This is a genomic window from Rossellomorea sp. GCM10028870 (assembly GCF_042666755.1).
Lineage (GTDB): Bacteria > Bacillota > Bacilli > Bacillales > Bacillaceae_B > Rossellomorea.
This window is the reverse complement of record NZ_JBHTGN010000001.1, coordinates 1,729,097-1,755,116: the sequence shown is the minus strand read 5'-3', so window position 1 is coordinate 1,755,116 and position 26,020 is coordinate 1,729,097. Positions and strand designations below refer to the sequence as shown.

General features: G+C 38.9%; 22 protein-coding genes and 1 riboswitch. Of the genes, 16 read left to right on the top strand and 6 right to left on the bottom strand.

Going from position 1 to position 26,020, the window contains the following annotated elements; translation table 11 throughout:
* Positions 1–97 precede the first annotated feature (97 nt).
* Both ACFQWC_RS09010 and ACFQWC_RS09005 read left to right on the top strand, forming a co-directional pair.
* Entirely contained in the window at positions 98–1,573 is a 1,476-nt protein-coding gene (locus tag ACFQWC_RS09010) for a UDP-N-acetylmuramoyl-L-alanyl-D-glutamate--2,6-diaminopimelate ligase (RefSeq protein ID WP_299740388.1), read from the top strand.
* Positions 1,574–1,694: 121 nt separating this feature from the next.
* Positions 1,695–2,747 carry a GGDEF domain-containing protein gene (locus ACFQWC_RS09005; RefSeq protein WP_299740389.1) on the top strand — a complete coding sequence of 351 codons (1,053 nt, stop codon included), beginning with the start codon at positions 1,695–1,697 and terminating at the stop codon, positions 2,745–2,747.
* 52 nt (positions 2,748–2,799) lie between these two features.
* Here the strand turns inward: ACFQWC_RS09005 and ACFQWC_RS09000 are convergent, their stop codons facing one another.
* On the bottom strand, positions 2,800–4,017 hold the full coding sequence (locus ACFQWC_RS09000; protein WP_299740391.1) for a NupC/NupG family nucleoside CNT transporter: 1,218 nt from the start codon (positions 4,015–4,017) through the stop codon (positions 2,800–2,802).
* A gap of 172 nt (positions 4,018–4,189) precedes the next feature.
* On the opposite strand from ACFQWC_RS09000, the gene ACFQWC_RS08995 reads away from it, so the two are divergent.
* From ACFQWC_RS08995 to nhaC, 4 genes are all read left to right on the top strand, one after another.
* The gene (locus ACFQWC_RS08995) at positions 4,190–4,423 is read left to right on the top strand and encodes a YueH family protein (RefSeq protein ID WP_299740393.1); all 234 of its coding nucleotides are present in this window, start codon (positions 4,190–4,192) and stop codon (positions 4,421–4,423) included.
* A 151-nt stretch (positions 4,424–4,574) separates the two neighbouring features.
* On the top strand, positions 4,575–6,143 hold the full coding sequence (locus ACFQWC_RS08990; RefSeq protein ID WP_299740395.1) for a peptide chain release factor 3: 1,569 nt from the start codon (positions 4,575–4,577) through the stop codon (positions 6,141–6,143).
* Positions 6,144–6,353: 210 nt separating this feature from the next.
* Positions 6,354–7,382, top strand: a complete 1,029-nt coding sequence (locus tag ACFQWC_RS08985; RefSeq protein ID WP_299740397.1) for an EAL domain-containing protein — start codon at positions 6,354–6,356, stop codon at positions 7,380–7,382.
* 512 nt (positions 7,383–7,894) lie between these two features.
* A complete protein-coding gene (gene nhaC, locus ACFQWC_RS08980) occupies positions 7,895–9,301 on the top strand; it encodes a Na+/H+ antiporter NhaC (RefSeq protein WP_299740399.1) in 1,407 nt (468 codons plus the stop codon).
* Positions 9,302–9,367: 66 nt separating this feature from the next.
* Here the strand turns inward: nhaC and ACFQWC_RS08975 are convergent, their stop codons facing one another.
* Positions 9,368–10,240 (bottom strand): hypothetical protein, encoded by an 873-nt coding sequence (locus tag ACFQWC_RS08975; protein ID WP_299740401.1) that lies wholly within the window; start codon positions 10,238–10,240, stop codon positions 9,368–9,370.
* A 193-nt stretch (positions 10,241–10,433) separates the two neighbouring features.
* Between ACFQWC_RS08975 and ACFQWC_RS08970 the strand changes: the two genes are divergently transcribed.
* The 7 genes from ACFQWC_RS08970 to ACFQWC_RS08940 all read left to right on the top strand — a co-directional run bounded on the left by ACFQWC_RS08970 (position 10,434) and on the right by ACFQWC_RS08940 (position 19,853).
* Positions 10,434–13,523 carry an efflux RND transporter permease subunit gene (locus tag ACFQWC_RS08970; RefSeq protein WP_377106934.1) on the top strand — a complete coding sequence of 1,030 codons (3,090 nt, stop codon included), beginning with the start codon at positions 10,434–10,436 and terminating at the stop codon, positions 13,521–13,523.
* 131 nt (positions 13,524–13,654) lie between these two features.
* Positions 13,655–14,743: an SDR family oxidoreductase gene (locus tag ACFQWC_RS08965; RefSeq protein ID WP_299740405.1), complete on the top strand. Its 1,089-nt coding sequence runs from the start codon at positions 13,655–13,657 to the stop codon at positions 14,741–14,743.
* A 185-nt stretch (positions 14,744–14,928) separates the two neighbouring features.
* On the top strand, positions 14,929–15,390 hold the full coding sequence (locus ACFQWC_RS08960) for a hypothetical protein (RefSeq protein ID WP_299740407.1): 462 nt from the start codon (positions 14,929–14,931) through the stop codon (positions 15,388–15,390).
* Between the two features lie 63 nt (positions 15,391–15,453).
* Positions 15,454–15,551: riboswitch (yybP-ykoY riboswitch) on the top strand.
* A gap of 98 nt (positions 15,552–15,649) precedes the next feature.
* Positions 15,650–16,441 carry a TerC family protein gene (locus ACFQWC_RS08955; RefSeq protein ID WP_341357823.1) on the top strand — a complete coding sequence of 264 codons (792 nt, stop codon included), beginning with the start codon at positions 15,650–15,652 and terminating at the stop codon, positions 16,439–16,441.
* A 207-nt stretch (positions 16,442–16,648) separates the two neighbouring features.
* Positions 16,649–17,821, top strand: coding sequence for a hypothetical protein (locus ACFQWC_RS08950; RefSeq protein ID WP_299740411.1), 1,173 nt, complete (start codon positions 16,649–16,651; stop codon positions 17,819–17,821).
* 200 nt (positions 17,822–18,021) lie between these two features.
* Positions 18,022–18,777 carry an RNA polymerase sigma factor SigI gene (sigI, locus tag ACFQWC_RS08945; RefSeq protein ID WP_299740413.1) on the top strand — a complete coding sequence of 252 codons (756 nt, stop codon included), beginning with the start codon at positions 18,022–18,024 and terminating at the stop codon, positions 18,775–18,777.
* On the top strand, positions 18,774–19,853 hold the full coding sequence (locus tag ACFQWC_RS08940) for an anti-sigma-I factor RsgI family protein (protein ID WP_299740414.1): 1,080 nt from the start codon (positions 18,774–18,776) through the stop codon (positions 19,851–19,853). The genes sigI and ACFQWC_RS08940 overlap by 4 nt, the downstream gene beginning before the upstream one ends.
* A gap of 80 nt (positions 19,854–19,933) precedes the next feature.
* On the opposite strand, the gene ACFQWC_RS08935 is transcribed toward ACFQWC_RS08940, so the two are convergent.
* Positions 19,934–20,134 carry an alpha/beta-type small acid-soluble spore protein gene (locus tag ACFQWC_RS08935; RefSeq protein WP_044337619.1) on the bottom strand — a complete coding sequence of 67 codons (201 nt, stop codon included), beginning with the start codon at positions 20,132–20,134 and terminating at the stop codon, positions 19,934–19,936.
* A 264-nt stretch (positions 20,135–20,398) separates the two neighbouring features.
* Here ACFQWC_RS08935 and ACFQWC_RS08930 point away from each other — a divergent pair, with 264 nt between their 5' ends.
* Positions 20,399–21,751 carry a TrkH family potassium uptake protein gene (locus tag ACFQWC_RS08930; protein ID WP_299740417.1) on the top strand — a complete coding sequence of 451 codons (1,353 nt, stop codon included), beginning with the start codon at positions 20,399–20,401 and terminating at the stop codon, positions 21,749–21,751.
* A 32-nt stretch (positions 21,752–21,783) separates the two neighbouring features.
* Here the strand turns inward: ACFQWC_RS08930 and ACFQWC_RS08925 are convergent, their stop codons facing one another.
* A complete protein-coding gene (locus tag ACFQWC_RS08925) occupies positions 21,784–22,308 on the bottom strand; it encodes a hypothetical protein (RefSeq protein ID WP_299740419.1) in 525 nt (174 codons plus the stop codon).
* Positions 22,309–22,463: 155 nt separating this feature from the next.
* On the opposite strand from ACFQWC_RS08925, the gene ACFQWC_RS08920 reads away from it, so the two are divergent.
* Positions 22,464–22,622: a hypothetical protein gene (locus tag ACFQWC_RS08920; protein ID WP_299740421.1), complete on the top strand. Its 159-nt coding sequence runs from the start codon at positions 22,464–22,466 to the stop codon at positions 22,620–22,622.
* The gene (locus ACFQWC_RS08915) at positions 22,622–22,747 is read left to right on the top strand and encodes a hypothetical protein (protein ID WP_258549568.1); all 126 of its coding nucleotides are present in this window, start codon (positions 22,622–22,624) and stop codon (positions 22,745–22,747) included. The genes ACFQWC_RS08920 and ACFQWC_RS08915 overlap by 1 nt, the downstream gene beginning before the upstream one ends.
* 26 nt (positions 22,748–22,773) lie before the next feature.
* On the opposite strand, the gene ACFQWC_RS08910 is transcribed toward ACFQWC_RS08915, so the two are convergent.
* Together ACFQWC_RS08910 and ACFQWC_RS08905 are read right to left on the bottom strand one after the other, a co-directional pair.
* Positions 22,774–24,504, bottom strand: a complete 1,731-nt coding sequence (locus ACFQWC_RS08910; RefSeq protein ID WP_299740425.1) for a B12-binding domain-containing radical SAM protein — start codon at positions 24,502–24,504, stop codon at positions 22,774–22,776.
* 337 nt (positions 24,505–24,841) lie between these two features.
* Positions 24,842–25,867, bottom strand: coding sequence for an acyltransferase family protein (locus ACFQWC_RS08905; RefSeq protein ID WP_299740427.1), 1,026 nt, complete (start codon positions 25,865–25,867; stop codon positions 24,842–24,844).
* Positions 25,868–26,020 lie beyond the last annotated feature (153 nt).

Here is a 26,020-nt window from a genome sequence, read left to right as displayed (position 1 = left end):
GAGAAAAGTTTGTTTTGATTATAGGAGGTATTTCTCTTATCAAAGCGAAGATGATAAGATAAAATAGATACAATATTAATACAAAAGAGGTAAGCAAATGATTACATATAACCTGTTAGACAGCATTAAATTAAAAACCATTTACGGTGAATTGCCTTCAGAAATAAACGAAATTCATGTCGATTCCAGAAAAGTGACAGAAGGAAGCTTGTTTGTATGTATAAGAGGCTACACAGTGGATGGACATGATTATGCACAGATGGCCGTTGAAAAAGGAGCCACCCTGATTGTTGCAGAAAAACAATTAGATATTGATTTAAATCATGCGGCATTAGTCGTAGTTAAAGACTCATTCAAAGCCTTGGCTCAATTATCCAATAAGTATTATGATTACCCTTCACAAAAGTTAACGGTTTTCGGTATAACCGGTACAAACGGGAAGACCACAGTGAGTAACCTGATCCATTCCATCCTGAAAAAAGACAGCCGGAGCTCCGCATTATCCGGCACAATCGGCTTTAATCTAGATGGAGAACTGCTACCGAGTGAAAACACAACCTGTGACAACTTAACGAACCAACAGATGCTTCAAAGAGCAATCAATCGCGATATCCAGAATTTCACCCTTGAAGTATCCTCACACGGACTCGCGTTGGGGAGATTATGGGGTATCGACTTTGATGTGGTGGCTTTCACCAATTTAAGTCATGACCATTTGGATTATCATGGGACGATGGAACATTATGGATATGCGAAAGGGTTATTGTTCTCACAATTAGGTCAAGACTTACAAGATCCAAAGTACGTTGTTCTTAATGCAGATGACGAATGGTATGAGCGCTACAGCTATATGACTCCTCATGAAGTGATCAGCTATGGGCTAGAAGGGCACGCTGACTTTAAGGCAGAAGATGTAGAGTATTATAATGATTTAACGAAGTTCACGCTGGCTTCTCCTGAAGGAAACTTTAAGGTGGAAATGAAGCTATTAGGAAAGTTCAATGTATACAATGTCCTTACAGCTATGGCTTGTCTGTATGCGAGGGGGATGGAAGTATCCAGACTGGTGGAAATTGTTCGCGACCTTCCACCTGTAAGTGGGAGAATGGAGAAGGTTGAAATGGATGCCCCCCTCTCCGTTTACATTGATTATGCACATACACCGGATGCAATCGAAAACGCCATTCAATCAGTCCTGCCGTTCAAGGAAAACAAAATCATTTTCCTCGTCGGAACAGGAGGAAATCGTGATAAGACAAAACGTCCTACCATGGCAGAAAAAGCATCACTTGCAGACTATGTCATCTTAACGACAGATGACCCGCGATATGAAGAGTACGATAGCATACTAAAAGATCTTGAAAAAGGAATGCAGCATGACCAGTACGCTTTAATCGGGGATCGTGCCGAAGCGGTTAAGCATGCAGTGGAGGTTAGTGAACCGGGGGATATTATCATCTTTGCCGGTAAGGGTCATGAGGATTATCAAATCATCGAAAATACGAAATATCCTCATAGTGACAAGGATATTGCGATAGAAGAAAGCAAGTTGAAGTACGGTATAACTGAATAATCTTAAACGGAGTAGCAGACCAATATGACAGATGTTGGTCTGCTTTTTTATATGTACATAGACGACTTTCTTAAACTTTGGTAAATTTAACTATATATTAAATGATGAGAGAATGAAGCTAATGAGATTTTCGTTGTACTTGAATGATTATGAAACAGAGAAGTTGTTTTCTACTTTGAGGTGGCTGTTTGTTGTGATCGCTACTCTTATATTTTACGTACCTCCCTTTTCTGATAATATCACTACCAATAAAGAGGTCTTTCCCTTTTTATTAGTATCCGGGGTCATCTATATGCTTGTGACTCAAATTGCACTTATTCGGGCCAGGGATGATAAAAGAAGTCTCCAATTCATCTTAAAGGCGGGGATAATGTTCGATTTCCTGGCATTAATCTGGCTGATGTTTTTATCAGAAGGGATACATAGTCCGCTTTACCCGATTTCAATATTGTTTGTCATGCATGCAACGATTTATTGGAGAACCAAAGGAGCCCTCATTTCCCTTGCTGTATTTAGCCTGGCATATCTTTTGATGGGGACCGTGACCGTCAACTTAAGCGAATTCCAACATTATTTCACTCTTTCTATTAATTTGTTTTTCCTTTGGATCATCGGTCTTTTTGGGGCGTTGATCATGCTACGGGAGCGTGCTCATTATGCGCAAAAGGAAGCCTATCATCATCTCGCCCATAGAGATTATTTGTCTGGCTTATTCAATCAGCTATCATTTCAGGAAAAGTTTAGAAAGAAACTGGATGAGAATGAATCCTTCACCATACTCCTTGGAGACATCGATGATTTCAAAAAAGTGAATGATGAATTAGGACATTTAACAGGGGATGAAGTCATTCGAAAGGTAGGGGAAGTTTTTCGTACCCTCTCTGAGATATATAAGGGACAGGCATTTCGATATGGAGGAGAAGAATTTGTCATCCTATTGCCTCATATGGATGACCATGTTATCCATCAGTTTTTAAAAGAGTTATACAGCCGGTTGGAGTCCTTACAGCCTCTGCCGATTTCCATGAGTTTCGGTCAAGCTGAAACGACTGAAGCGAATGACCCGGAAGAGCTTATCGCACTCGCCGATCAAAGACTTTATGCAGCAAAGAAATCAGGGAAAAGAAGAACCTGTCTGTCAAATGATGAGTTGTTCACTCCATCAGCAGTCTAGAATGAAAAGAAGCTGTCCACCTAGAGGACAGCTTCTTTAATAATCAAATCGATTATACAAACATACCAGCTATTGCAGCGCTTAGTAATGAAGCGAGTGCACCGGCAATGACGGCTTTTAATCCTAATCGGGCAATATCCCCTCTGCGGTCAGGGGCAAGGTTACCAAGTCCACCAAGTAAAATACCCAATGAAGAAAGGTTCGCAAATCCACAAAGAGCGAAGGAGATGATGGCTACCGCTTTATCCGATAAGTTCCCGATTTCAGGAGCAAACGCGGAATAAGCAACGAATTCGTTGATGACAAGCTTTTGTCCAATGAAGTTTCCGGCGATGACTGCTTCACTCCAAGGTACTCCAATCGCAAATGCAAGTGGAGCAAAAGCATATCCAAGTAAGAGTTCAAGTGAAAGGCTGTCAAAACCGAACCAACCACCTACAAATCCGAGTAAACCATTAATAAGGGCAACGAGTGCAATAAATGCAAGTAGCATTGCACCGATATTTAAAGCTAATTGAAGCCCGACGCTGGCACCTTTAGCCGCTGCATCGATGACATTTGCCGAATCAGAATCCGCTTCCATATCAAGCTCTTTTGGTTCAGGTGTATTATCTGTCTCAGGTACAAATAACTTTGCCAATACGAGTCCTGCAGGAGCTGCCATGAAGCTTGCTGCCAATAAATATTCCAAAGGAACGCCCAGTAAGGAATACCCGACTAATACGGAACCGGCAACGGAAGCAAGTCCACCTGTCATGACTGCGAAAAGTTCCGATTCAGTCATTTTAGATAGATAAGGCCTTACTACTAACGGGGCTTCAGTTTGTCCGACAAAAATATTCGCTGCTGCAGACAGTGACTCGGCCTTTCTTGTTCCTAAAAGCTTTGCCAATCCGCCACCTAAAATTTTGATGAAAAACTGCATGATTTTAAGATAGTAAAGGACTGAAATTAACGCAGAAAAGAAAATAACGACTGGAAGGACATTAAACGCAAAAATAAACGCAATATTGGATTCTTCCGTATAAAGACCACCGAAAAGGAAGGTGATACCTTCGTTTGAATAATTGATTATAGCGTTGACACCTTGAGTCAACCATTTAAGAGAACTTTGACCCCAAGAAGTTTCTAACACGACAAAAGCGAAAAATAACTGTATAGCTAGTCCTCCAAGGACGGTTCTGAAATTAATACGCTTTTTGTTCGTAGAAAATGCAAAAGCAATTCCCAGAACGACAATGATACCCATGATACCCCATAAATATTGCACTTCTTTCACCTCTTCAAAATTTAAGTTTGTAACTTGATGCTTTCGGTTTTTTATTTTACAATTCTTTCAGACGTCTGACAACCTACAATTACACGAATTTAGTGAAGTTGTACGGACAACATCGTCTTTAGTATGCGCCAATAAAGCGTTTTCATGAAAGGGGATACAAATTATGAAGATCAGAAAAAATTTTTTGGAAGGCTTGGAACAAAAAGTATATATATATGAAAACAAGAAAGAAGAGCTCATATTAATTGCGGTGCCGTGTATTCAATGGTCTTATTCTTTTACCTATGAAGAGGAAGATATACACACAAAATTATTCCATTCATTACAGGAGAGGGTTTCAGGAGAGACAGCAACCACCTTAAGTTCCCGGATTGTTCAGTGGACACGTGAGATGTAAGAGATAATGTAAGGCGAATACGGTCCCATTCACACTGATAGAAGATGATCAGTAAAGCTACCGAATTTACCAGGGTTTTGATTCTTTGTTGCATTGTCACTTTAGAACGAATATGATGAGAAAGTGATAATGACGAGAAAGGGTTTTATGAATGAAAATAGACTTTATACAGGAAGTTCAGTCAAGACGAACTTTCGCTATTATTTCCCACCCGGATGCTGGGAAAACAACATTAACAGAGCAACTTCTTCTTTTTGGAGGAGCAATTCGAGCAGCTGGAACTGTAAAAGGAAAGAAATCAGGAAAGTTTGCAACATCTGACTGGATGGAAATTGAGAAGCAGAGAGGGATTTCGGTCACTTCTTCTGTGATGGCATTCGACTATGATGATTATCGGGTGAATATCCTTGATACACCAGGTCACCAAGACTTTTCTGAAGATACGTATAGAACCTTGATGGCTGTTGATAGCGCGGTTATGATCATTGATTCAGCCAAAGGGATCGAGGCGCAAACCTTAAAGCTTTTCAAAGTTTGCCGCATGAGAGGGATACCGATCTTCACCTTCATTAATAAGCTCGACCGTCAAGGACGTGAGCCTTTAGAATTATTGGAAGAGCTTGAAGAAGTATTGGGAATTCAATCCTACCCGATGAATTGGCCGATAGGGATGGGGAAAGAATTTTTAGGAATCTATGATCGATTCCATAATCGAATTGAGCAATTCCGTGTAGACGATGAAGATCGCTTTATACCTTTAAACGATGAAGGTGAAATTGAAGGCCAGCATCCTCTTAAGGATAGCAATCTATACGACCAAACGCTTGAAGATGTTTTGCTTCTGAACGAAGCAGGAAACCAATTTTCCCGTGAACGGATAGCGAATGGAGAGCTTTCTCCTGTCTTCTTCGGCAGTGCATTAACCAATTTTGGCGTTCAAACGTTTCTTGAAACATATTTACAGTTTGCACCGTCTCCACAGCCAAGGAATTCTGACGCAGGCGAGATTGAACCGACGGCAGAGGAATTCTCTGGATTCGTATTTAAGATTCAAGCCAATATGAATCCTGCTCACCGTGACCGGATTGCATTTGTCCGCATTTGTTCAGGTCAATTTGAAAGAGGGATGACTGTTAACCTTTCTCGCACAGGTAAATCCATTAAGCTTGCTCAGTCTACACAATTTCTTGCAGATGATCGAAGTACTGTAAATGAAGCTGTGAGTGGAGATATCATTGGGGTATATGACACGGGTACGTATCAAATCGGTGATACACTAGTGCAAGGAAAACAAGGATTCCAGTATGAAAAGCTCCCTCAATTTACTCCAGAACTTTTTGTTCGTGTTACAGCTAAGAACGTAATGAAACAGAAACACTTTCAAAAAGGAATTCTTCAACTGGTACAAGAAGGAGCCATTCAATATTATAAGACTCGCACGGAAGATATCATTCTTGGTGCAGTCGGGCAGCTTCAGTTTGAAGTATTCGAGCACAGAATGAAAAATGAGTACAACGTTGATGTCAAAATGGAACCGATTGGATCAAAAATTGCAAGATGGATTGAAAATGAAGAAGATGTTAAGGAAACAATGTCGAGCTCTCGAAGCATGCTGGTGAAAGATCGTCATGGCAACCTGGTCTTCTTGTTTGAAAATGATTTTGCTATGAGATGGTTCAATGATAAAAATCCTGATATACGATTATACAGTTTAATGTAAATTATGTAAGCACCCCCTAGAATTTGATCTGGAGGGGTGCTTTTAGTTTTTAGGTTCTCGGAATTCCGTGTAAAGCCTGGATTCATTTGAGCTAGTACCATTATCTAGTGAATTTCTCCTGATATAAAGGTTGATTAGTGGTGTTTTTTGGGTAAAAAGCCTTATTATATAAATATAGGATATAATTTCATATAAGGGAGAGAGTTGATAGTGAAAATCGCTTGTGCAAATTGCACTGTAACCATGAAGTATCTCGATGCAGGGTGCTTTTTTTTACATAATGATCAAAATCATTCCGTGCCATTGAATGGATATTCGACGCGATTAGAAGATGGTACATATGTTTTTCTATATGAAAATCTGAATGTACTATACGAAAAGCTTGTGAGGGTAGAGGATTTACTGGAAGAGGAAGGATGGAAGTGCAGCATAAATGATATAGATCAGCCCAGACCATTCATGGCAGTAGGCAAATTCATGCTGTTAATGAAACATAGAGAGATGATAGAGATGATTCAGGGTGGAAATTTCACAAGTCATCTTCAGCCAATCATTGATTTAAGCGATTACAGTCTCTTGGGTTATGAATCTCTTTTGCGGGCAGGGGACCAGTCAAAAAAAATTAATCCCGGACAATTATTTGAAGTTGCCGCCATCACAGGCTTTCATTCCATGTTAGACCAGAAAGCAAGGAAATCGGCTATCGAATGCCGTGTAGGTCAGGTGAATCGAGGTATTAAAAGTTTTATTAATTTCCTTCCTTCCACGATCTATAATCCTGAATTTTGTTTACGCCATACCTTTCAGATTGTGAACGAAATTGGTGTGAATCCCGAGGATCTTGTATTCGAAGTGGTTGAAACAGAAAAGATTGAGGATGTGGAGCATCTAAAATCCGTCCTTGATGTATATAAGCGTGAAGGAATGAAAGTGGCGCTTGATGATGTTGGATCCGGTTTTGCCACAGTTGAAATGCTGACTCTCCTAAAACCGGACTATGTGAAAATTGATCGATCCTTTATCAATCATTGTGATAGACTTGCTGAAAATCAGGAGTTTTTACGGAAAGTCATGAAGATTGCTAAGGAGTTAAATATCCTTGTATTAGCAGAAGGAATAGAGAGGGAAGAAGAATTGCTATTTTGTAAAGAAATCGGTGTTCATTATGCACAAGGTTATTTTATAGGAAAGCCGGCCCAACAAGCAGTAGAACCATTTGCCGATTCTCTATTTGTATAAGGAAAGATGACCTCACTTCTACGAAGAGAGGCATTTTTTTTATAAAAAGGTAGTTGACATATTTTTAGACGATGATAAAATACTAGTATAATTACTTTAGTGCATAAAAGCTTAAAAGCGTTTAAGAGTGAAAGAACTTGATGCCCTTTCTAATTCTTAGCGCTTAATCACATATCTTTGTCTTGAGCAACGCAGTAGGAAATAGGTAGACAGCAATCAGAGACTAGGCGGCAGGTGAAAGCTTAGGTCCATTATTTCTGAATTACATTGCTTATAAACCCTCAAAGTTAATGAGGCTTTATCCAGAGACAAACCTTTATGAAGTGGGAATAATAGATTGTCATACATTCATGAATAGTCATGAATGGGCTGAGGGAATGTATGACAATAGGTTTATTCCAATTAGGGTGGTAACGCGGAGAACTCTTCGTCCCTATTCGGGATGGAGGGTTCTTTTTGTTGTTCTTTCTATTCCAATTCATCAATTTCAACTTAGAGAAGGAAGTGTTACTATGTTAAACATTCAAAGCGTAAACAAACCAACCGTTAAAGAAGCATCAGCGGTATTACTCGCTATACTGGGGATGATTAGTGTCAGTATTATCGTACTCGAATCAGTCCCTCATATTCCGATCATTTTTTCACTCTTTTTTCTCATGATATATGGACTTATTCGAAAAGTTAAATTCAAAGAGATTGAACAAGGAATGATTGTTGGGGCACAAGGTGGCTTAGGGGCTATTTTACTCTTTTTCTTCATTGGTCTTCTTGTGAGCAGCTGGTTACTCAGTGGAACCATTCCTACCTTGATGTTCTATGGATTTGAATTTGTTACTCCCAACTATTTTTATGCGATTGCCTTTTTGCTTACTTCCTTAAGCGGCATCGTGATTGGAAGTTCATTGACGACGGCGGCAACCATAGGTGTAGCACTTATCGGAATTGGTGAAGCGATGGGATTATCCATGAGCATTACGGCAGGAGCGATTGTTTCAGGAGCCTTTTTTGGAGATAAGATGTCCCCATTATCAGACACAACGAATCTTGCTTCTTCTATTGTAAAGGTAGATTTATTTACCCATATTCGCAATATGGCTTGGACAACCGTTCCTGCTTTTATCATTACGCTCATCGTATTCGGATTCTTATCACCGGAAACAAGTGATGTCAACTTATCACAGCTGAAATCCCTACAGGAAGGCTTAAGTCAAACCGGCCTCATTCATTGGTATAGTCTCATACCTGTATTATTGCTGATTGTTTTAATCGTATTTAAAACCCCTGCCTTATTAACACTGGCAATCAATATAGCGGTCTCGATCGGAATATCATTCTTACATGGATCCTTGAAGCTGAACGAACTGTTCCAGGTGTTATTTGCAGGGTATGAGTCAAAAACGGGTGTGGAATCCATCGACTCGCTTTTAACTAGAGGAGGGGTCAACAGCATGATGTTCACGATTTCCCTTGTTATCCTTTCTTTAAGCCTGGGTGGAATACTATTTAAGCTTGGCATTATTCCTGTGTTACTTGATAAAGTCTCAACGATCATTCAATCAGGAAGAAGAACGATCCTTTCAACGGCTTTATCAGCCATTGGTATCAACCTGGTTGTCGGGGAGCAGTATTTGTCCATCCTATTGACGGGAGAAGCCTTTCAATCACAATATAAGAAACTTGGGTTACATCCTAAAAACTTATCACGTACGTTAGAAGATGCTGGAACAGTCATTAACCCGTTAGTACCATGGAGTGTATGCGGCATCTTCCTAACCGATGTATTAGGTGTCTCCACGCTTGAATATTTACCGTTTGCAATCTTTTGTCTCATTTCTCCAGTTATAACTATTCTTTATGGATTTACCGGCTGGACCATAGAAAAAGAACAAACTGAACCGAAGCCAATTGCATCAAACTAACATATTATTAAGAGGAAATAAAAAGGACTGTCCTGGTCATTCATCGAATTTTTTCTAAAAGATGAATTATCCAGAGGGCAGTCCTTTTCGTGTGATTTCAACATAATTTGGGAAATGATGATTGTAATAATATCCGCCTAGTGTAATCATTGAAAAATGAAAAAGGGGAAGAACCATCATCATGATTGGATTCTTTAATAGCAACACACCTTCTTGGACCATGAATACTTCTATGGTTAACAGGAAAAGGATGGTCAACAGAGCATATGGCTTATCCTTATTTCTAAAGAAGATAACCAGTGTATAAAAGTAGGTGGTAAACCAAATGTATATCGCATTTCCCGCAATCAAGTCCCGTGTAGGATTAGAGAAATGATTCATTGGGAGGATATAAAGTTCCAACAGGGAAGAAAGAATCCAGGCAAATGAAAGGGAGACGGTCGACAGAGCAAAAAACAAGGTAATGAATAGTACATAGTGATTAGGATCATTTTCGAGCAGCTTCCACCACACCTTAGACAGTATGACAGAAAGGATTAGGAAAAATGATGTGTAATACGATTGCCACCAATGGTGTTCGTACAAATTTGAATAGGTGAACCATATTTCAATGAGAAAGAATAAACCAATGATCAAGGCAATCCGGGTTATTTTCAAATGATAGACAACAATGTAAGTAAGGGCGATCGGAACGGAAAAAGCCTGTGAACTAATCGACCCCAATACACTATCATTGTAATTATTCGATAAAATATGGGGATGATACGTATAGCTGTTAAGTAAAACAAAGATGATATATTCGAATACATAGGCTAATCCGGAAATGAAAAGCCAAAACAATAAAATCTGAGCAGAAATATGACGGTTCTTAATCACTATGAAGGTTAACAGGAAGATGCTGATAAGACTAAGGGATACAAATGGAACCCAATTCGCCATGCTTATGCTCCTTACGTTTCAGTATAAAAATAGTGTTTACAGAATAGGTTTATTTATTTATCAAGATGAATAAATTGTGAACATTTTCTATTGTAGAAGCTTTAATATTGAAGGATCTTCCTGAAGAGACTATAGTTAACATTAACTGCTTCCGATCGGTAGTGAACATACATAATGAAAGGGGAGCGCCCGTTTGAAAATTAGTGATTTTTCCATACGCCGCCCTGTATTCACCATTGTCACCATGCTACTCATCCTTATTCTTGGAGGGGTTTCCCTCTCGAGAATCCCGTTAAAGCTCATTCCAGATTTAAATCCTCCTGTGGGGGTCGTCGTCACCAATTATCCTGGTGCGAGTCCTGAAGAAGTGGTGGAGAAGGTGACAAAGCCACTGGAAGAAAGCTTGTCCACTTTACCAGGGATGAAAAACATCCAATCTACTTCAAGGGAAGGCTCAAACTTTATTCTCCTTGAATTTTCATGGGCAACCTCCATTGATGACATTGAGAACGATGTGCTTCAAAGAATGGGTCAGACTCCACTCCCGGATGGTGCGGATAACCCAAGGTTTCTTAAATTCGATCCTGCCCAGTTTCCGATCATTCAATTTTCGTTGCGTGAAGAAGGAAAGGAAAGTAATTTAAAAACTTTATCCGAAAACTTGAAATTGGAATTAACCCGTGTTGAGGGAGTGGCAAATGTAAACGTTTCTGGTTCACTCAAGGATGAAGTGGTCATTGAATTGAATCAGCAAACGCTGAAAGAAAATCGTCTGAGTCAATCTGACGTTATTAACACCATTAGAGCAAATAATGTAACCTCACCGGGAGATACCATCGAAACCGATGGCCAAACCTTAACCACTCGCGTTATGAGTGAATTACAGTCCGTCGATGAATTAAAAAAATTAGTTCTTCAAGTAAATCCTCAAACTGGAAAGAAAATTACTCTTGGAGAAGTCGCGAACGTTGAGAAGAAGCAGGAGGATACAAATACGATCACCCGTGCTAATCAAGAATCAGCCATCCTTTTTAGTGTGTTACAGCAATCCGACGCAAACACGGCTTCTGTCTCCAAAGCATTTCAAGAGGAACTTGACCGTTTACTCCAACAGGATCAATACAAATCAATCAAAGCTGATATTCTCTTTGATCAAGGGGACTATATTACGCAAGCCATTGGGAATATTGCAAACTCCCTGATAATTGGTGGAGCTTTTGCCATGCTTGTTCTATTTCTATTCCTGAAGAATGTAAAGAGTCCGTTAATTATCGGTGTGGCGATTCCATACTCTGTCATCGTTACATTCGTCTTAATGTTCTTTGCTGATTTCACCTTAAATATCATGACTCTTGGAGCACTTGCCCTTGGAATCGGAATGCTTGTGGATAATGCCATTGTTGTAATTGAAAATATTTATCGGCATCTTTCACTTGGAAAAACACCGAGAGAAGCTGCGAGTATCGGCTCCAAAGAAGTGGGTGGAGCCATTACGGCATCTACTTTAACAACGGTTGCAGTGTTTTTACCAGTTGTTTTTATTTCAGGGTTGCTTGGTGAGTTATTTACCGAATTTGCCCTGACCATTTCCTTTAGCTTATTAGCATCTCTCGTTGTAGCTTTAACGGTCATCCCGATGTTAGCAAGCAGATTGTTGAAGAAGCCTAAAGGAAATATCGAAGCGAAGCGCAGGCGTTCAAAAGGCAGGAAAACATTTACCCGCTCTGTCAAGTGGGCCCTTCGTCATCGATTCATCGTCCTATTTATTACTGCTCTTACTTTAGTTGCAGGTGGTCTCGGTTTAACAACAGTAGGGACACAGTTTTTACCTCCGACGGATGAAGGATTTTTCAACATGAGGGTCGAATTAGAAAATGGAGCATCCGTAGAAGAAACGAACAAAGTCGTGAATGCAATCGAAGAGAGGCTGGAAAAGGAAAAGGAAGTTGATGTTTTTGTAAGCCTGGTCGGTACAACTCAGGAAGAGTCCTTTAGAGGAAGTTCGAAAGGGAACATTGCCGAGGTTTATGTTAAGATGAAACCTTTGGAGGATCGGGAGAGATCAATATTCACTTTTGCAGATGACGTAAAACCTGAGGTCGAGAAAGTTGCGGAAAAGGTGAATGATTCTGCTGAAATTTCCTTTAACCTTCAGTCAACATCAGGTTCGAGTCCTCAAACCCTGACATTCAATTTAAGAGATACAGACCCAAATAGGTTGAATCAATCTGTGGATAAACTATTCAATTCTCTTAAGGATATGAATGACGTATCAGAAGTGACTACCGATCAGATGGAAACGGTGAAAGAAATCCAAATGAAAGTGAATCGTGACAAAGCTCTCGAACAGGGGCTGGCACCAGCTCAGATAGGTACGCTTGTGCAGGATGTAACACGGGGTGTATTGACGACCCAAATGGTTACAGAGACGTCTGATGTCATAAATGTGTTCGTACAATATGACCGTAATATTACTGAGAATTTGGACTCACTAAAAAAACTTCTAATCCCTAATGGACAAGGAAAGTACATTCAATTGAATTCCGTCGTTGATTTTTCCATAGAAGATGGTCCTGTCAGTATACAAAGAATCGATCAGCAGCACGCAGTTCAATTCAACTTGAAGTATTCATCTTCCACCAATCTCGGAGCAATCTCGAAAGCTGTGGATGAAAAGATAGAATCATTGGATCTCCCTAATGAGACATTAGTCTCATTCAGTGGTGACAGAGAGTTACTGGAAGATTCCATTGACGATATGGCACTGGCACTTGGACTGGCCATTGTTCTTGTATATATGGTGATGGCAGCACAGTTTGAATCTTTTAAATATCCATTTGTCATCATGTTTACTGTCCCACTCATGGTCATTGGTGTCGCGATAGCGCTGGCAGTCACTCAAACACCGATAAGCATTTCTGCGATCATTGGCGTCATTGTCCTGGCAGGTATTGTTGTAAACAATGCGATTGTGATTGTCGATTACATTAACCAGCGTAAAGAAGCAGGAATCAATAGCTTTGATAGCATTGTTGAAGCGGTTCAAGACCGGGCAAGACCGATCTTAATGACAGCTTTGACTACTATACTTGGCCTATTACCTCTGGCTCTGGGACTCGGGGAAGGTACAGAAATCAATCAGCCGATGGGTATAGCCGTAATCGGTGGTTTGATAAGCAGTACACTGTTAACGATTTATGTCATTCCGATTGTGTACAGTTTCTTTGATAAAGAAACGAGAAGAATGAAGAGAAATCGCCAAGCATACGGAAATAGAGAATAGCCAATATCGAACGGAGCTAACCTTACAGCTAAGTAGTCACCTCTTTGTATCAAACGGGTACCTTAGCTTGTAGGTTAGCTTTTTTTAATACCCATTTTTGAAAGGAATCCTAGGCGGGGGTGGGAAGCGGTATGAAGAAAGGGATATATTTAATCACTGGTTTTCCAGGTTTTTTAAGTCTTAACATTGTGGAAGAATTAATTATTCAAGACAAGGCTTCAGCAATCTACTTACTCCATTTAGGTACCATGGCTGCAGAAGCAGAGGAAATAGTAGGTAAGCTGACAGTGAATACAAAAGCTGACCTCATTTTAGTAGAAGGAGACATTACACAACCCAACCTTGGAATGACGGAAGTTAGAATTGGCGAAATACGCGAAAAAGTGGAGTATGTCTGGCATTTAGCTGCCATCTATGATCTCGCAGTACCTCAAGGTCTTGCTCATAAAGTAAACGTAGAGGGCACACGAAACGTTAATTCTTTCTGTAAAACTCTTCACCGATTAAAGAGATATGTTTATTTCTCTACTGCCTTTGTGGCGGGAACACGTAAAGGAGAGATTTATGAGTATGAGTTGGAGTATCCAACTAGCTTTAATAACTTCTATGAACGGACAAAGTATGAAGCTGAGGTATTAGTTGATGAACTGAAGGGCATCATGCCGATTACGATCATCCGTCCCGGTATCGTAAAAGGAAATTCAGAGACGGGTGAGACGGTTAAGTTTGATGGACCGTATTTTATTATGAATATGTTTAAGCGATTATCCTTTTTACCTTGGATACCTTTTCTTGGAGAAGGTAATTCCCTCATAAATATCGTTCCCGTCGAATATGTCGTTCGAGCTTCTATACACCTCGGCCATGAAGGGATCGGAACAGGAAAAACCTATCATCTTACCGATCCACAACCAGTAACGGTAAGGGAAGTGTACGAACAGATTTTATGGCATATGTACAATAAACATCCGCGGGGAAAGGTTCCCTTGTTCCTTTCCAATTGGGCATTGGGTTTTCGATTTATTCGAAAATATTTGAAGGTTGAACGCGAAGCGCTTGATTATTTTACACTTGAAGGAAGGTTTCATTGTCACCAAGCTCAAGAAGACCTGAAGGGATCTGACATTCAATGCCCATCCCTGTCAAGCCAAATTGGAAAAATGGTTGAATTTTATCTAGAACATTCCTCTAACGAAAAATTCCATGTGAAGATTAATTAAGGATGTTTTCACGATGATTGTCGGATTGAGTGTTAAACGTCGTAATAATTGGGAGGAAAATGGTAAAAATAATGGGAAAGCATCAATAGGAGGATTCTCGAGATGTCATTTTCCCTTACGCAAAATCCGACCCAGTACATATATCCTATCGTTCATACACTTCATCGCCAATTGCTGGGATGCCCATGAAAACTTCTATTACAAAATTAGAGGGAGTTCTATGGAGTATTGCACTCCCAGGTTTTCCACAATTACTGGTTGGACTGTGGTTTAAGGGAACGTTATTTGTACTTCTTGAAATTATCATCAATGTCCAAAGTAACTTCAATCAAGGAATTATGTATAGCTTTTTAGGTGAAACCCATAAATCAGCTTCTGTGATTGATTATCAATGGCTGATGTTTTATCCATGTCTCTATATGTTTGCCATGTGGGATGCTTATAAACTTGCTCAAACCAAGGAAGAACCGTATATATTCTTACCTTTTGTCATGTCTGCTTATATGGTGACCGTTGGCTTGATGTACTCTCCCAAGGTATATTTATTCGGTAAATTTGTCGGGCCAATCTTTTTGCCGATGTTGTTTGTGATCCCCGGAGTGGTACTTGGTCTAATTATTCGATCAATCCTCATCCGAATCCATTAAGTTTTATCTCTTTACGAAACCTCATTCATGAGGTAAGATATGGGTATACAACTTAAACGTTTTCTACCTGTCAAAGGGGAGTAGCTATAGGTGTCATACCTAAACAAAGTCGTCAGTTCATGGATTATTCCATCGGCTTTGTTGGCATAATGATTATGCTCAGCAAGACCTTTGCCTTATTTAGGCAAGGGTCTTTTTATTTTATAAAAATCCTTGCCTATTGGAAAACTAACTGTGTAAATAGGAGGGACTTACATTTATGGATGCTTCAATGTTACTGGAATATGGATGGGTATTGCTCATCCTTGTTGGTCTTGAAGGAATTCTAGCTGCTGATAATGCAGTTGTTATGGCAGTCATGGTTAAACATCTGCCTGTAGAACAAAGAAAGAAAGCACTCTTTTATGGTCTGTTAGGAGCATTTGTATTTAGATTTGCTGCACTATTTCTCATCTCGTTCTTAGTGAATGTTTGGCAAGTTCAAGCCATCGGGGCAATCTATTTATTCTATGTATCGATTCACCATTTCGTTAAAAAGAGGAAAGACACTGGAATTGTAGAGTCTGAGTCAAACAAGGGCTCAGGTTTCTGGACTACCGTATTGAAAGTGGAACTTGCAGACATCGCCTTTGCAGTTGACTCCATGTTAGCTGCCGTTGCTCTAGCTGTAACATTGCAGCCAACAGGATGGTTTGATGTAGGTGGAATCGATGGTGGTCAGTTTATCGTCATGTTCCTTGGAGGAATAATCGGCTTGGTGATTATGCGATTTGCTGCAACTTGGTTTGTTAAATTATTGGAGAAATACCCTACTTTAGAATCAGCAGCGTTTTTAATCGTCGGTTGGGTTGGTGTAAAGCTTGCTGTATTTACACTTGCTCATCCTGATGTTGCGATCCTGGATCATCATTTCCCTGAATCAAAACCATGGAAGCTCGTCTTCTGGACCGTTTTAATCCTCTTATCAGTTGGAGGATATTTATTATCACGAAAGAAAGCAAAGCAGGAAGAAGCACACGCAGAAGCCAAGAAAGAAGCCAAAGCGGAATAAAGAAAAATGGAAAGCTAACGTGAGAAATATTCACGTTAGCTTTTTTACATGAGGATTCATATGTCTACCATCCCCTTATCATTACGTCCTTTTTAAGAACTTTCAATTTTTATTTGTATAAACCCCCTCAAAAAAAATTCTCATAACGTAACTCCTTTAGTAAGGCGATCGATCGACTAATAAAAATTCAACTTCCGAGGTGTACATATGACAAAACATTCCAAATTAATGAAATCATCTTTAGCTGTATTAGTAGCAGGATCTATTAGCTTTTCAGGTTCATTGGCTTATGCGAATAACGATGAAAAAACGTTTGACACGGTTACGATTGAGCAAAAGGGTAGTACAGGAGTTACAGTGAATGATGAAGCCATGATTGATTCTGCTAAAACAGAAATTGAAAAACTAGAAGAGACAGAAACCCCATCATTACTTCCTGGTGATTTCTTCTATTTTGCTAAGCTTGCTCTAGAGAAAGTGAAGCTTGCCTTTACGATGGATGATGCGAAAGAAGCGAAATTACTTGCAGAGTATGCAGCAGAAAGACTTGCTGAAGTAGAAACTTTATTTGAAGAAGGAAAAGAAGAAGAAGCTATCGAAGCAATCAACCATGCCATTGAAATGATTCAACGCTCTTCAGATGAATTACCACACAGTGAGAATGAAGAAGCTTCTAACGATGATTCAATGGGAGAGTTAGAGGGCGAAACAGCAGAAGAATCGAATACTGAAGAGAAAAACAGTGAAACTGAACAAACCAAAGAAAGTAATGAAGAAGGCACCCCAGAAGAAGCAGATTCCGAAGAAAAATCGGATGAAATGACTGAAATGGAAGAATTAATGTCACAAAATATCATTTCACTTAAAGCGAATATGGAAAAAGTGAAGAACCCTAAAGCGAAAGAAGCTCTTCATAATAACATTGAAAAAAGCTATAAGAAATTAGCCGAAAAGCTTGCAAAGCTGGAAGAAAAATGGACGAAAAAAGCAAATGCTAAAGAAGAAACAGAATCCGATGAATCGATGAAGGAAGACTCTGTAACTCGGGTTGAAGAATCAACCGAAACATCGTCTGATGAAAATACAGATGGAAATAAAACTGAGACAAGTCCAACTGTGAAAGAAGAAACAGAAAAAACCGCACCAGTAAAAGTTCAGCACGTGGAAAAAGAAGCGGAAAAAGTATTAAAGCAACAAAAAAAGCAAGAGAAAAAAGAAGCAAAAGAAGTGCGGAAACAAGTGAAAAACGAGGAGAAACAAGCTCGTCATGATGTTAAAGAAGAAAAGAAACAACAACAGCCAGCTGTAAAACAGCAGGAACAACACGGTCAGAACAGTGAAAACGGTAAAGAAAACGGCAAGGGTCACAATAAAGACTAAGTAAAGAGCAATAGCTTCAGGATAGGCTGGTATTCTAATGACCCGTCAGTCACGAAGGGGATACTGGACTTAAAGTGATTTCACATTTGCTGAGTCGAGTGCATCTGTAAAGATTACTTAAGCAGTACCCCTTCCTCTCTATTATCCTTTTAAAATCAACATCATATGAGTATAATAGTGTGCAGGATGGAGTGAGACTGATGCTAAATGTATTACTATTTTTACTAGCCAAACAAAAGAAGAAACAAACGCTTGAAGACATGGCGATACGAATACAAAATGGTGATGAACAATTACTGAACATAGTCTTGGAAGACTATAAGCCATTTATAAAAAAAACGGTATCTTCAGTCTGCAAACGATATATCTATGAAAGTGATGATGAATTTAGCATCGGTCTTATTGCCTTTCATGACGCTATCTTAAAATATAATCATCAGCGAGGGTCTTCCATCATTAGTTTTTCTGAAGTAATCATCAAACGGAAAGTGATTGATTATATCAGAAAAAACGGGAAGTTTCAAGATGTGAGCATCGACATGAGTCTGGTGGAGGATGATGAAGAGAACCCGAATTTAACAATCGAGCAAATTGTCTCTGTTGAAGAATATGGGAAGCAACAAGAAGGAAAGAAGAGGCAGGAAGAGATTATCTCTTTCCAAGAACATCTTTCTCACTACAAATTATCCTTTCATGAGCTAGTCGAACAGTCACCTAAGCATGAAGACGCCAGACTGAATGCCATTGACATTGCTAAAACGGTAGTGAATTCCAAAGAATTACTGGATTACCTCCTTGAAAAGAAACGGTTACCCATAAAAAAATTAGAGAAGCAGGTAAACGTTAGTAGAAAAACAATTGAGAGAAATAGAAAATATATTATTGCCATTACTCTTATTCTTATTGGAGATTATGTGTACTTACGGGATTACTTAAAAGGGCGGTTAGAGATATGAAAAAAGGGATCATTATGGAAATCAAACGTGATATCCTCGTTATGATGACGTCAGAAGGGGAATTTCTGACGGGAAGAAGACAGCCCAATCAACATTATACAATTGGAGAAGAAATTCCTTTCTTTCCTTTGCATCATGAGCCTGTTAAGATCAAACCAACTTTTAAATGGAATTGGAAAGTATCGACTGCATTATTAACTGCTATAATCGTCATCCTCACCCTGTTTTCAAGTGCTTTCTTACAGAGTAACCAGGCATATGCTTATGTGTCTGTCGATATCAACCCAAGTATGGAATTGACCCTGAATAAAAAACAACAGGTGATAAAGATTATCCCTTACAATCAAGATGCCAAAGTGCTTCTAAAAGAGTTGGGTGACTGGGAAGATATGGATGTAAGTGAAGTGACAAAGGAAATCTTCCTGTTATGTGAAGAAATGGGATATTTAAAAGAGAATCAAAATGTTCTCATCACCTCTTCATTTAGTGAGGATTCAAATGAGCAGCGTGAAGATGATTTGGTTGCTGAGATAAACAAGCTTGTTCTAGAATATAGCACAGACCACAACATGAACATTACGGTGAAAGAAACATCGCAGGAAATGAGAGAAGAAGCATCTGATAAAGGAATGACTGCAGGGTCTTTATTACGTGAAAGTGAAAAAGCTGAAACACCGGAACCAGCAGGAAATCCTGAAGAAGAGAGTCATGACCAAGATGTTCTCAAAGAGGGAATGAAGAAAGAGGAGAATTCAAAGGTTGAGAATCAAAAGGTGGAATTACCATCTGAAGAGAAGAAGCAGAAACCTGTGAAATCTGAAAACCATCCAAAAAATGATAAACCTCTTCCAAATGAAAATAAGCCTCAAGAAAAACCTGCACAATCTCAAGGCAAAGGCAATTCCTCTGACCATCACAATTGGAATGAGTCCAATGGGAAACACAATGGTTCTTCTAATCAAGGTGATATAGATCAATCCAGAGGCAATGAAGACCGTGGAGATCGCGAAAAGGATAACCAAGAAAAGAAAAATGAACACCAAGATAGAAAACAGAATAAAAAAGATAATGACTAATAAACAGCGGCCCATTTATGAAATGGGTCGTTCTCATTTATAAGGGGTAGCTGGTGGAAACCGGCTACCCCATGCCATTATTATTTAGTTTGTTGTCCAGATAGTTGTGATTGAGCTTGTTTAACCAGACGTTTTGTAATTTCTCCTCCAACGGATCCGTTAGAGCGAGCTACTGTATCTGATCCAAGTGTTACACCAAATTCTTGAGCAATTTCATATTTCACTTGATCAAGGTATTGTTCAACACCTGGAACTAGTAATTTATTGCTGCTTCTAGCCATTGTTGTTTCCTCCTTATTAGTAGACTTGAAACAATGATGTTTCTGTAGTACTATTATTTGTCTTAATTCTTTGAACATGACTGGTAATATTTCGCCGAAATTGTATAGTTTGTATGGTGCAAAATGAGTAACTGTTTCTTGATGGTTAAGCCGCTGTCGTTATAGAAAGAATAAACATATAGGAAATTATCCATTTTTCCTTTCATTCTTCGTTCATATTCATTAAGATAGAAAAGGAAATAACCTTGAAAGGGAAATACATATATGTGGTATAAATTAAGATTAAATTTGAATAAATTAACTCCTGCTCAAGTCATTGTAACCTTTTATCTAATTGCCGTTACTGTGGCAACGATTCTATTGAGCTTACCATTCGCCCATAAACCCGGCGCAGAGTGGAGTTTTATTGATGCTATTTTCACTTCCGTCAGTGCGGTGAGTGTGACGGGCTTGACGGTTGTAAGTACCGCCGATACGTTCAATACAACAGGGATTTTCTTATTGGTATTTGTCTTACAATTCGGTGGAATTGGGATCATGACTCTTGGAACTTTTTTCTGGCTTTTGGTAGGTAAGAAAATAGGGCTGAAAGAACGTCGATTGATTATGACGGATCAAAATCAAACCAATCTATCCGGCCTTGTTCATCTATTAAAGCAAATATTATTGCTTATCATTGTTATTGAATTAGTGGGTGCGTTTATTTTAGGGGTTTATTTCCTGAGTTACTATCAAAGCTTTCAGGAAGCATTCATCCACGGACTTTTTGCCTCAGTGAGTGCTACGACTAACGCTGGTTTTGATATAACCGGTCAATCACTCATCCCTTTTAAAGATGACTATTTTGTCCAATTTATTACAATCATCTTACTCACATTAGGGGCAATTGGATTTCCAGTATTAATCGAGACAAAAGACTATTTAATGAACAAGAAGAGAAGCAAACATCATTTCTCATTATTCACTAAAATTACGACCATTACATTTGGTATATTATTAATTTTCGGTACGTTGGTTATATGGTTGTTTGAATATGATCGATTTTTTTCAGGTATGTCTTGGCATGAATCATTCTTTTACTCCCTATTTCAATCTTCATCGACGAGGAGTGGCGGTCTTGCTACCATGAATGTAGCAGAGTTTTCAACTCCTACATTACTTGTTTTGAGTGCGTTAATGTTCATTGGGGCATCTCCAAGCTCAGTGGGTGGGGGAATTAGGACAACAACCTTTGCCCTGAATATTTTGTTCTTATTCCACTTCGCCAGAGGCAATAAAACGATTAAAATCTTTAGAAGAGAAGTACACGAACAGGACATCATTAAATCGCTGGTCGTTACGATGGTAGCCGTCCTTATATGTTTTGTATCAGTCGTTATTTTAACAATTACAGAAGATCACAGTCTTATTGAAATAATCTTCGAAGTTGCTTCTGCCTTTGGAACAACGGGTTTATCATTGGGGATCACCTCTGACCTTTCATCAATTGGAAAGTGTGTGATTATAGCCCTCATGTTTATCGGTCGAGTCGGCATTCTATCCTTCCTGTTTATGATAGGAGGAAAAGAGAAAACAACTAAATATCATTATCCCAAGGAAAGAGTTATCATTGGATAGATTAAAAAACGATGCCAAATCAGCATCGTTTTTTATTTGAGTACAGAATAGGGAACATCGAAATAAATCCAAAGGATGAGAATGATGGGAAGGGATACTATCCATCCTTTAATTGGATTTTTATGATGGATGATGAGTACGGTGAACATCATGATATTAAATAGAATATCCCAGCCAAAATGCCAGCCATTATGATAGGTCATCATTCCAAAGATATGAGAAAGGCCTTCTGTCATTCCGTAAATTCCCGTCCACAACATAATCCAGGCGACTTTTCCACGGAAAGACGAAGGCAGTTTCCCGATAAAGATGGCAATGGTGGCGGTGTATTGAACAGCCATTTTACAAAGAGATATGATCGTATGATTCAGGTTGATGTGGTCTCCTAATACTGTAACCGTTTGAAATTTCCACATGGAATAGTCATACAAAAGGAATTGGGATAGTAAATCCCCGATAATAAAAAACAGTAAAGTTGGATAATAGCTGTAAAAATCTTTCCAATTTCCGAATTTCCATCCAAGTAGTGCATAACAAAGTAAGAAGACAAGTATCATCGTATATCCTCATTTAGCATTTTAGCTTAGTTTTTGGTTAAATGCTTCATTTATTCAGACTTTTTCTTCTAGTATTGGAATACCTTACGCGGACTCTTTGGGAATGGAAAGAGAAACGAATGGAGAAAGTAAGGGTAACAAAGGAGATGAGTTACATGAAACGAAAAGCACAGTATAATGCTGCTGAAAAAAACAACCAAACGCCATTAAAGAATAAACAAGAGTCAGAATTCTCAGCTGAATTTTCTCAAGGAGAAGATACAGCTAAGGGGAAGAATAGAAACTCTTCTAAAGGGATGAAGGGTAGAAGCTGATGAAGGACAAAAAACAATCTTTTCGCGAAGAATTTGGTCAGGAATTTGGAGATGTTAATGCAGCCAAGATCCTGGAAGTAACTCAAAAACAGCCAAAAGCAAAAGAAAACAAGAAAAAATGTTAAGCGATTCGCTTAACATTTTTTCTTGTTTATGGGGAAACAGATTGTCGATCAATCTCAAATACGGTAGATTGACCGGTTGCTGGTTCAAAGTAAGCTAATACATACTGATCTAGTCCATCCTGGGATTGAATGGTTTCCAGGAGTGTATGCTTATACAATTCCTTTTCATTTAAGTTTAGGAGAGCGAAAGATTCTCCTGCGATAGATGGTTGTGCCAGCAAGGATTGATAAATAGCAGATCGATCTGCTTTCGTAAGTTCATGAGTCCACCAAGGTTTACGTGGTTTATACTTCTGATTCTCTAAATAATCCAGTTTCATTAGACCTTCAATCATCGAAATGTTATAGCTGGTCTCTGTAGATAAAAACTCTTGCAGCCTTTTAAACAAATCTTCCAGTTGATGTCCGATTCTTGACCAACCACGGTTTTCCCAGTAGGAGCCGAATTGTTGGAAGAAATCAAAGGGAGTTTCAAAGCATTCTGTCACTAAATATTCAATCGTACGATCCATACGATGATCATTCCAATACTTTTCTAATACATCTTCAACCTGTTTAATTCTAACGATATCATCAAAGGTCAATACATTGTTGCCTAGGATTTCATAAGGTGAATGGTCCATATACGTGTACTGATGATCGTTTGCACGAATTCTTAAGCCTGTACCACGAAGCATCTTCAGAAATCCTAATTGTAGCTCCTCTGGTCGCAATTCAAATACATCATTAAAAGTTTTACGGAAAGAGTTGTAATCCTCTTCAGGTAATCCTGCAATTAAATCCAGATGCTGATCAATCTTTCCTCCATCTTTCACCATCGTAACGGTTCTGGTCAGTTTCGTGTAATTTTGTTTTCTCATTACGAGATCATTCGTTTCATCATTCGTTGATTGAATTCCGATTTCAAAGCGGAATAACCCTGCAGGGGCATTTTCGTTCAGAAATTCAATTACTTCCGGTCTCATAATGTCAGCGGTGATTTCAAATTGAAAGACAGTACCTGGTAAATGTTCGTCAATTAGAAATTGAAACATTTCCATGGCATAGCTTCGGCTAATGTTGAATGTACGATCAACAAATTTAATGGTTTTCGCACCATTTTTCATTAAGAAACGGATATCATCTTTTACCTTTTCTCTGTCAAAGTAGCGTACACCTACTTCAATCGAAGAAAGGCAGAACTGACAGCGGAAAGGACAACCTCTGCTTGTCTCAATATACGTAACCCTTTTACCCAATTGAGGCAGGTCTTCTTGAAAACGGAACGGTGAGGGTACTTCTCTTAAATCTATTTTATTCTGCTGAGGCTTGATGACCGGCTTACCATCTGCTAAGTAAGCCACTCCATGGACCTTTGAAAAGTCCCTATCCCCATTCAGTTCATCCAATAACTGCTTAAAGGATTCTTCCCCTTCACCGATAACGATAAAGTCAACGTCTTGCAGCCGATCCAGCCAGTAGGGAACATCATATGTGACTTCTGGTCCTCCCAGGACGATGGTTACTTCGGGCAGGATTTTGCGAAGGATTTTGATCACTTTGATCGTCTCTTCGATATTCCAAATGTAACAGCTGAATCCAATGATATCAGGTTTTTTCGAGAATAAGTCAGTGGCGATGTTAAGGGTGGGATCCTTAATGGTGTATTCAGCCAATTCTATCTCATGTTCAGGCTCTGCAAATGCCTTCAGGCAACGAATGGCCAAATTGGTGTGAATATATTTTGCATTTAACGTACTTAAAACGACTTTCTTCATAAATAAGCTCCTTTTATACTAAGCTCACTTGATGGACCATGTGAACCCTTGTAAACCATATTTTCCAACATATACGTGTTGTTCGTACATCTAATCCAAACCGTACTGATTATCATTTTATCTAAGGAAGAGAGAAAGCTCAATGTTTGTCTAGAATGTATTTAAATTTATTGTAAGTATTAGAAGGAATTTAAGGAAAAGTTACGAATAGTATAATAAAATAAATAGTTTTTTGAAAAATGTGTAGAAGATGATCAATATATACCTTAAGAGAATAGATACTCATGAAAAGGGACTGACCCGTGTCTGATATTGGGTCAGCCCTTTCTAGTGAGGTTTATCTTGTTTTCATTTCTCTTTTTGAAAGAAGTTTCTGGAGTTTGGTTGATTTAAACTCCACTATCGGTTGCGTTATGCTTGTGAAAAACTTTGTCGAGAAAATCATTGTCAGAACCAATGATACACCGAGCAAGATTAATAAACTCGTAGTGGGATCAATTGTATCCTTCAGCTGGCTTTCGCGGAATAAGCGGATAAGAAAGCCGTGCAGCAAGTATACATATAGCGTATTTTTGCCCCATTTTGTGAAAAACCTTCTCTTAGTAGGGACAAAGGTAAAGAAGCTAAAGATCATCACAACGTTCAGCAAGTAAACAAACGCCCTGACAGCTAAACTAATGGCGTTGTTCCCTTCGAAGTCTCCATAAGGCTTAGAGCCAAGTAACCATTTATCGGAGAATTCAGGGATGAAATACATTCCCAAAAATACGAGAATAAATAATGTACCTGCCACTATACGTGCTTTACTCGTTTTAAAATATTCGAAGTGCTCCTTCTCCAAATAATAGCCCATCAGGAAAATCGGAAAGAAAACAAATGTTCTGGACAGGCTAAGATAGTTTGAAATCACATCAGCAAAACCTACAAGCAGCCCAATGGAAAAAGCGATTGTCAATCCAATGCCGGGCTTGAACTTAAACCACTTGATGAAAACATACAATAGTGCGTTCCAACAGAATAAACTGATGAGGAACCATAATGACCAGTGTGGATTAAGGGGATCGACTTCAAATGTTGATTTTTGATAAAGAAAATAATAATACACCGTGTAGATCAATTGAAACACAATGTAAGGAAGAATTAATTTTTTGGCCAGTTTTTGAATATATCCCTTTTTATAAAATCCTTTTGCGAAAAACCCTGCCACTAGAATAAAGGCTGGCATGTGGAAGGTGTAAATCGTTTTGTACAGAGAAAGGATAAATGGATCGCTTTCTATATAGGACCGGATCAAATGTCCAAATACAACCAGGAAGATCAAAATGAATTTGGCATTGTCGAAGTAATAGTCACGCTGTTTCATATCTTCACCATCTCTTAGAATAGATTTATCCTAATTCATTCTTACCCTAGGATACAATGAGTAAAACATGAATTTCACTGTTAATTATCACCAAAAGTATGGTGAGCTATGCGAACTCTATAATGATTTGAGCCAATAGTCGTCTTTTTAAAA

Excerpts from the sequence above, each read along its gene's own strand:
- ACFQWC_RS09005 (WP_299740389.1), top strand. The coding sequence starts at position 1,695 with ATGAGATTTTCGTTGTACTTGAATGATTATGAAACAGAGAAGTTGTTT.
- ACFQWC_RS08990 (WP_299740395.1), top strand. The coding sequence starts at position 4,575 with ATGAAAATAGACTTTATACAGGAAGTTCAGTCAAGACGAACTTTCGCT.
- ACFQWC_RS08960 (WP_299740407.1), top strand. The coding sequence starts at position 14,929 with ATGAAAACTTCTATTACAAAATTAGAGGGAGTTCTATGGAGTATTGCA.
- ACFQWC_RS08935 (WP_044337619.1), bottom strand. The coding sequence starts at position 20,134 with ATGGCTAGAAGCAGCAATAAATTACTAGTTCCAGGTGTTGAACAATAC.
- ACFQWC_RS08940 (WP_299740414.1), top strand. The coding sequence starts at position 18,774 with ATGAAAAAAGGGATCATTATGGAAATCAAACGTGATATCCTCGTTATG.
- sigI (WP_299740413.1), top strand. The coding sequence starts at position 18,022 with ATGCTAAATGTATTACTATTTTTACTAGCCAAACAAAAGAAGAAACAA.
- ACFQWC_RS08930 (WP_299740417.1), top strand. The coding sequence starts at position 20,399 with ATGTGGTATAAATTAAGATTAAATTTGAATAAATTAACTCCTGCTCAA.
- ACFQWC_RS08950 (WP_299740411.1), top strand. The coding sequence starts at position 16,649 with ATGACAAAACATTCCAAATTAATGAAATCATCTTTAGCTGTATTAGTA.
- ACFQWC_RS08910 (WP_299740425.1), bottom strand. The coding sequence starts at position 24,504 with ATGAAGAAAGTCGTTTTAAGTACGTTAAATGCAAAATATATTCACACC.
- ACFQWC_RS08995 (WP_299740393.1), top strand. The coding sequence starts at position 4,190 with ATGAAGATCAGAAAAAATTTTTTGGAAGGCTTGGAACAAAAAGTATAT.
- ACFQWC_RS08955 (WP_341357823.1), top strand. The coding sequence starts at position 15,650 with ATGGATGCTTCAATGTTACTGGAATATGGATGGGTATTGCTCATCCTT.
- ACFQWC_RS08975 (WP_299740401.1), bottom strand. The coding sequence starts at position 10,240 with ATGGCGAATTGGGTTCCATTTGTATCCCTTAGTCTTATCAGCATCTTC.
- ACFQWC_RS09010 (WP_299740388.1), top strand. The coding sequence starts at position 98 with ATGATTACATATAACCTGTTAGACAGCATTAAATTAAAAACCATTTAC.
- ACFQWC_RS08920 (WP_299740421.1), top strand. The coding sequence starts at position 22,464 with ATGAAACGAAAAGCACAGTATAATGCTGCTGAAAAAAACAACCAAACG.
- ACFQWC_RS08915 (WP_258549568.1), top strand. The coding sequence starts at position 22,622 with ATGAAGGACAAAAAACAATCTTTTCGCGAAGAATTTGGTCAGGAATTT.
- ACFQWC_RS08965 (WP_299740405.1), top strand. The coding sequence starts at position 13,655 with ATGAAGAAAGGGATATATTTAATCACTGGTTTTCCAGGTTTTTTAAGT.
- ACFQWC_RS08925 (WP_299740419.1), bottom strand. The coding sequence starts at position 22,308 with ATGATACTTGTCTTCTTACTTTGTTATGCACTACTTGGATGGAAATTC.
- ACFQWC_RS08905 (WP_299740427.1), bottom strand. The coding sequence starts at position 25,867 with ATGAAACAGCGTGACTATTACTTCGACAATGCCAAATTCATTTTGATC.
- nhaC (WP_299740399.1), top strand. The coding sequence starts at position 7,895 with ATGTTAAACATTCAAAGCGTAAACAAACCAACCGTTAAAGAAGCATCA.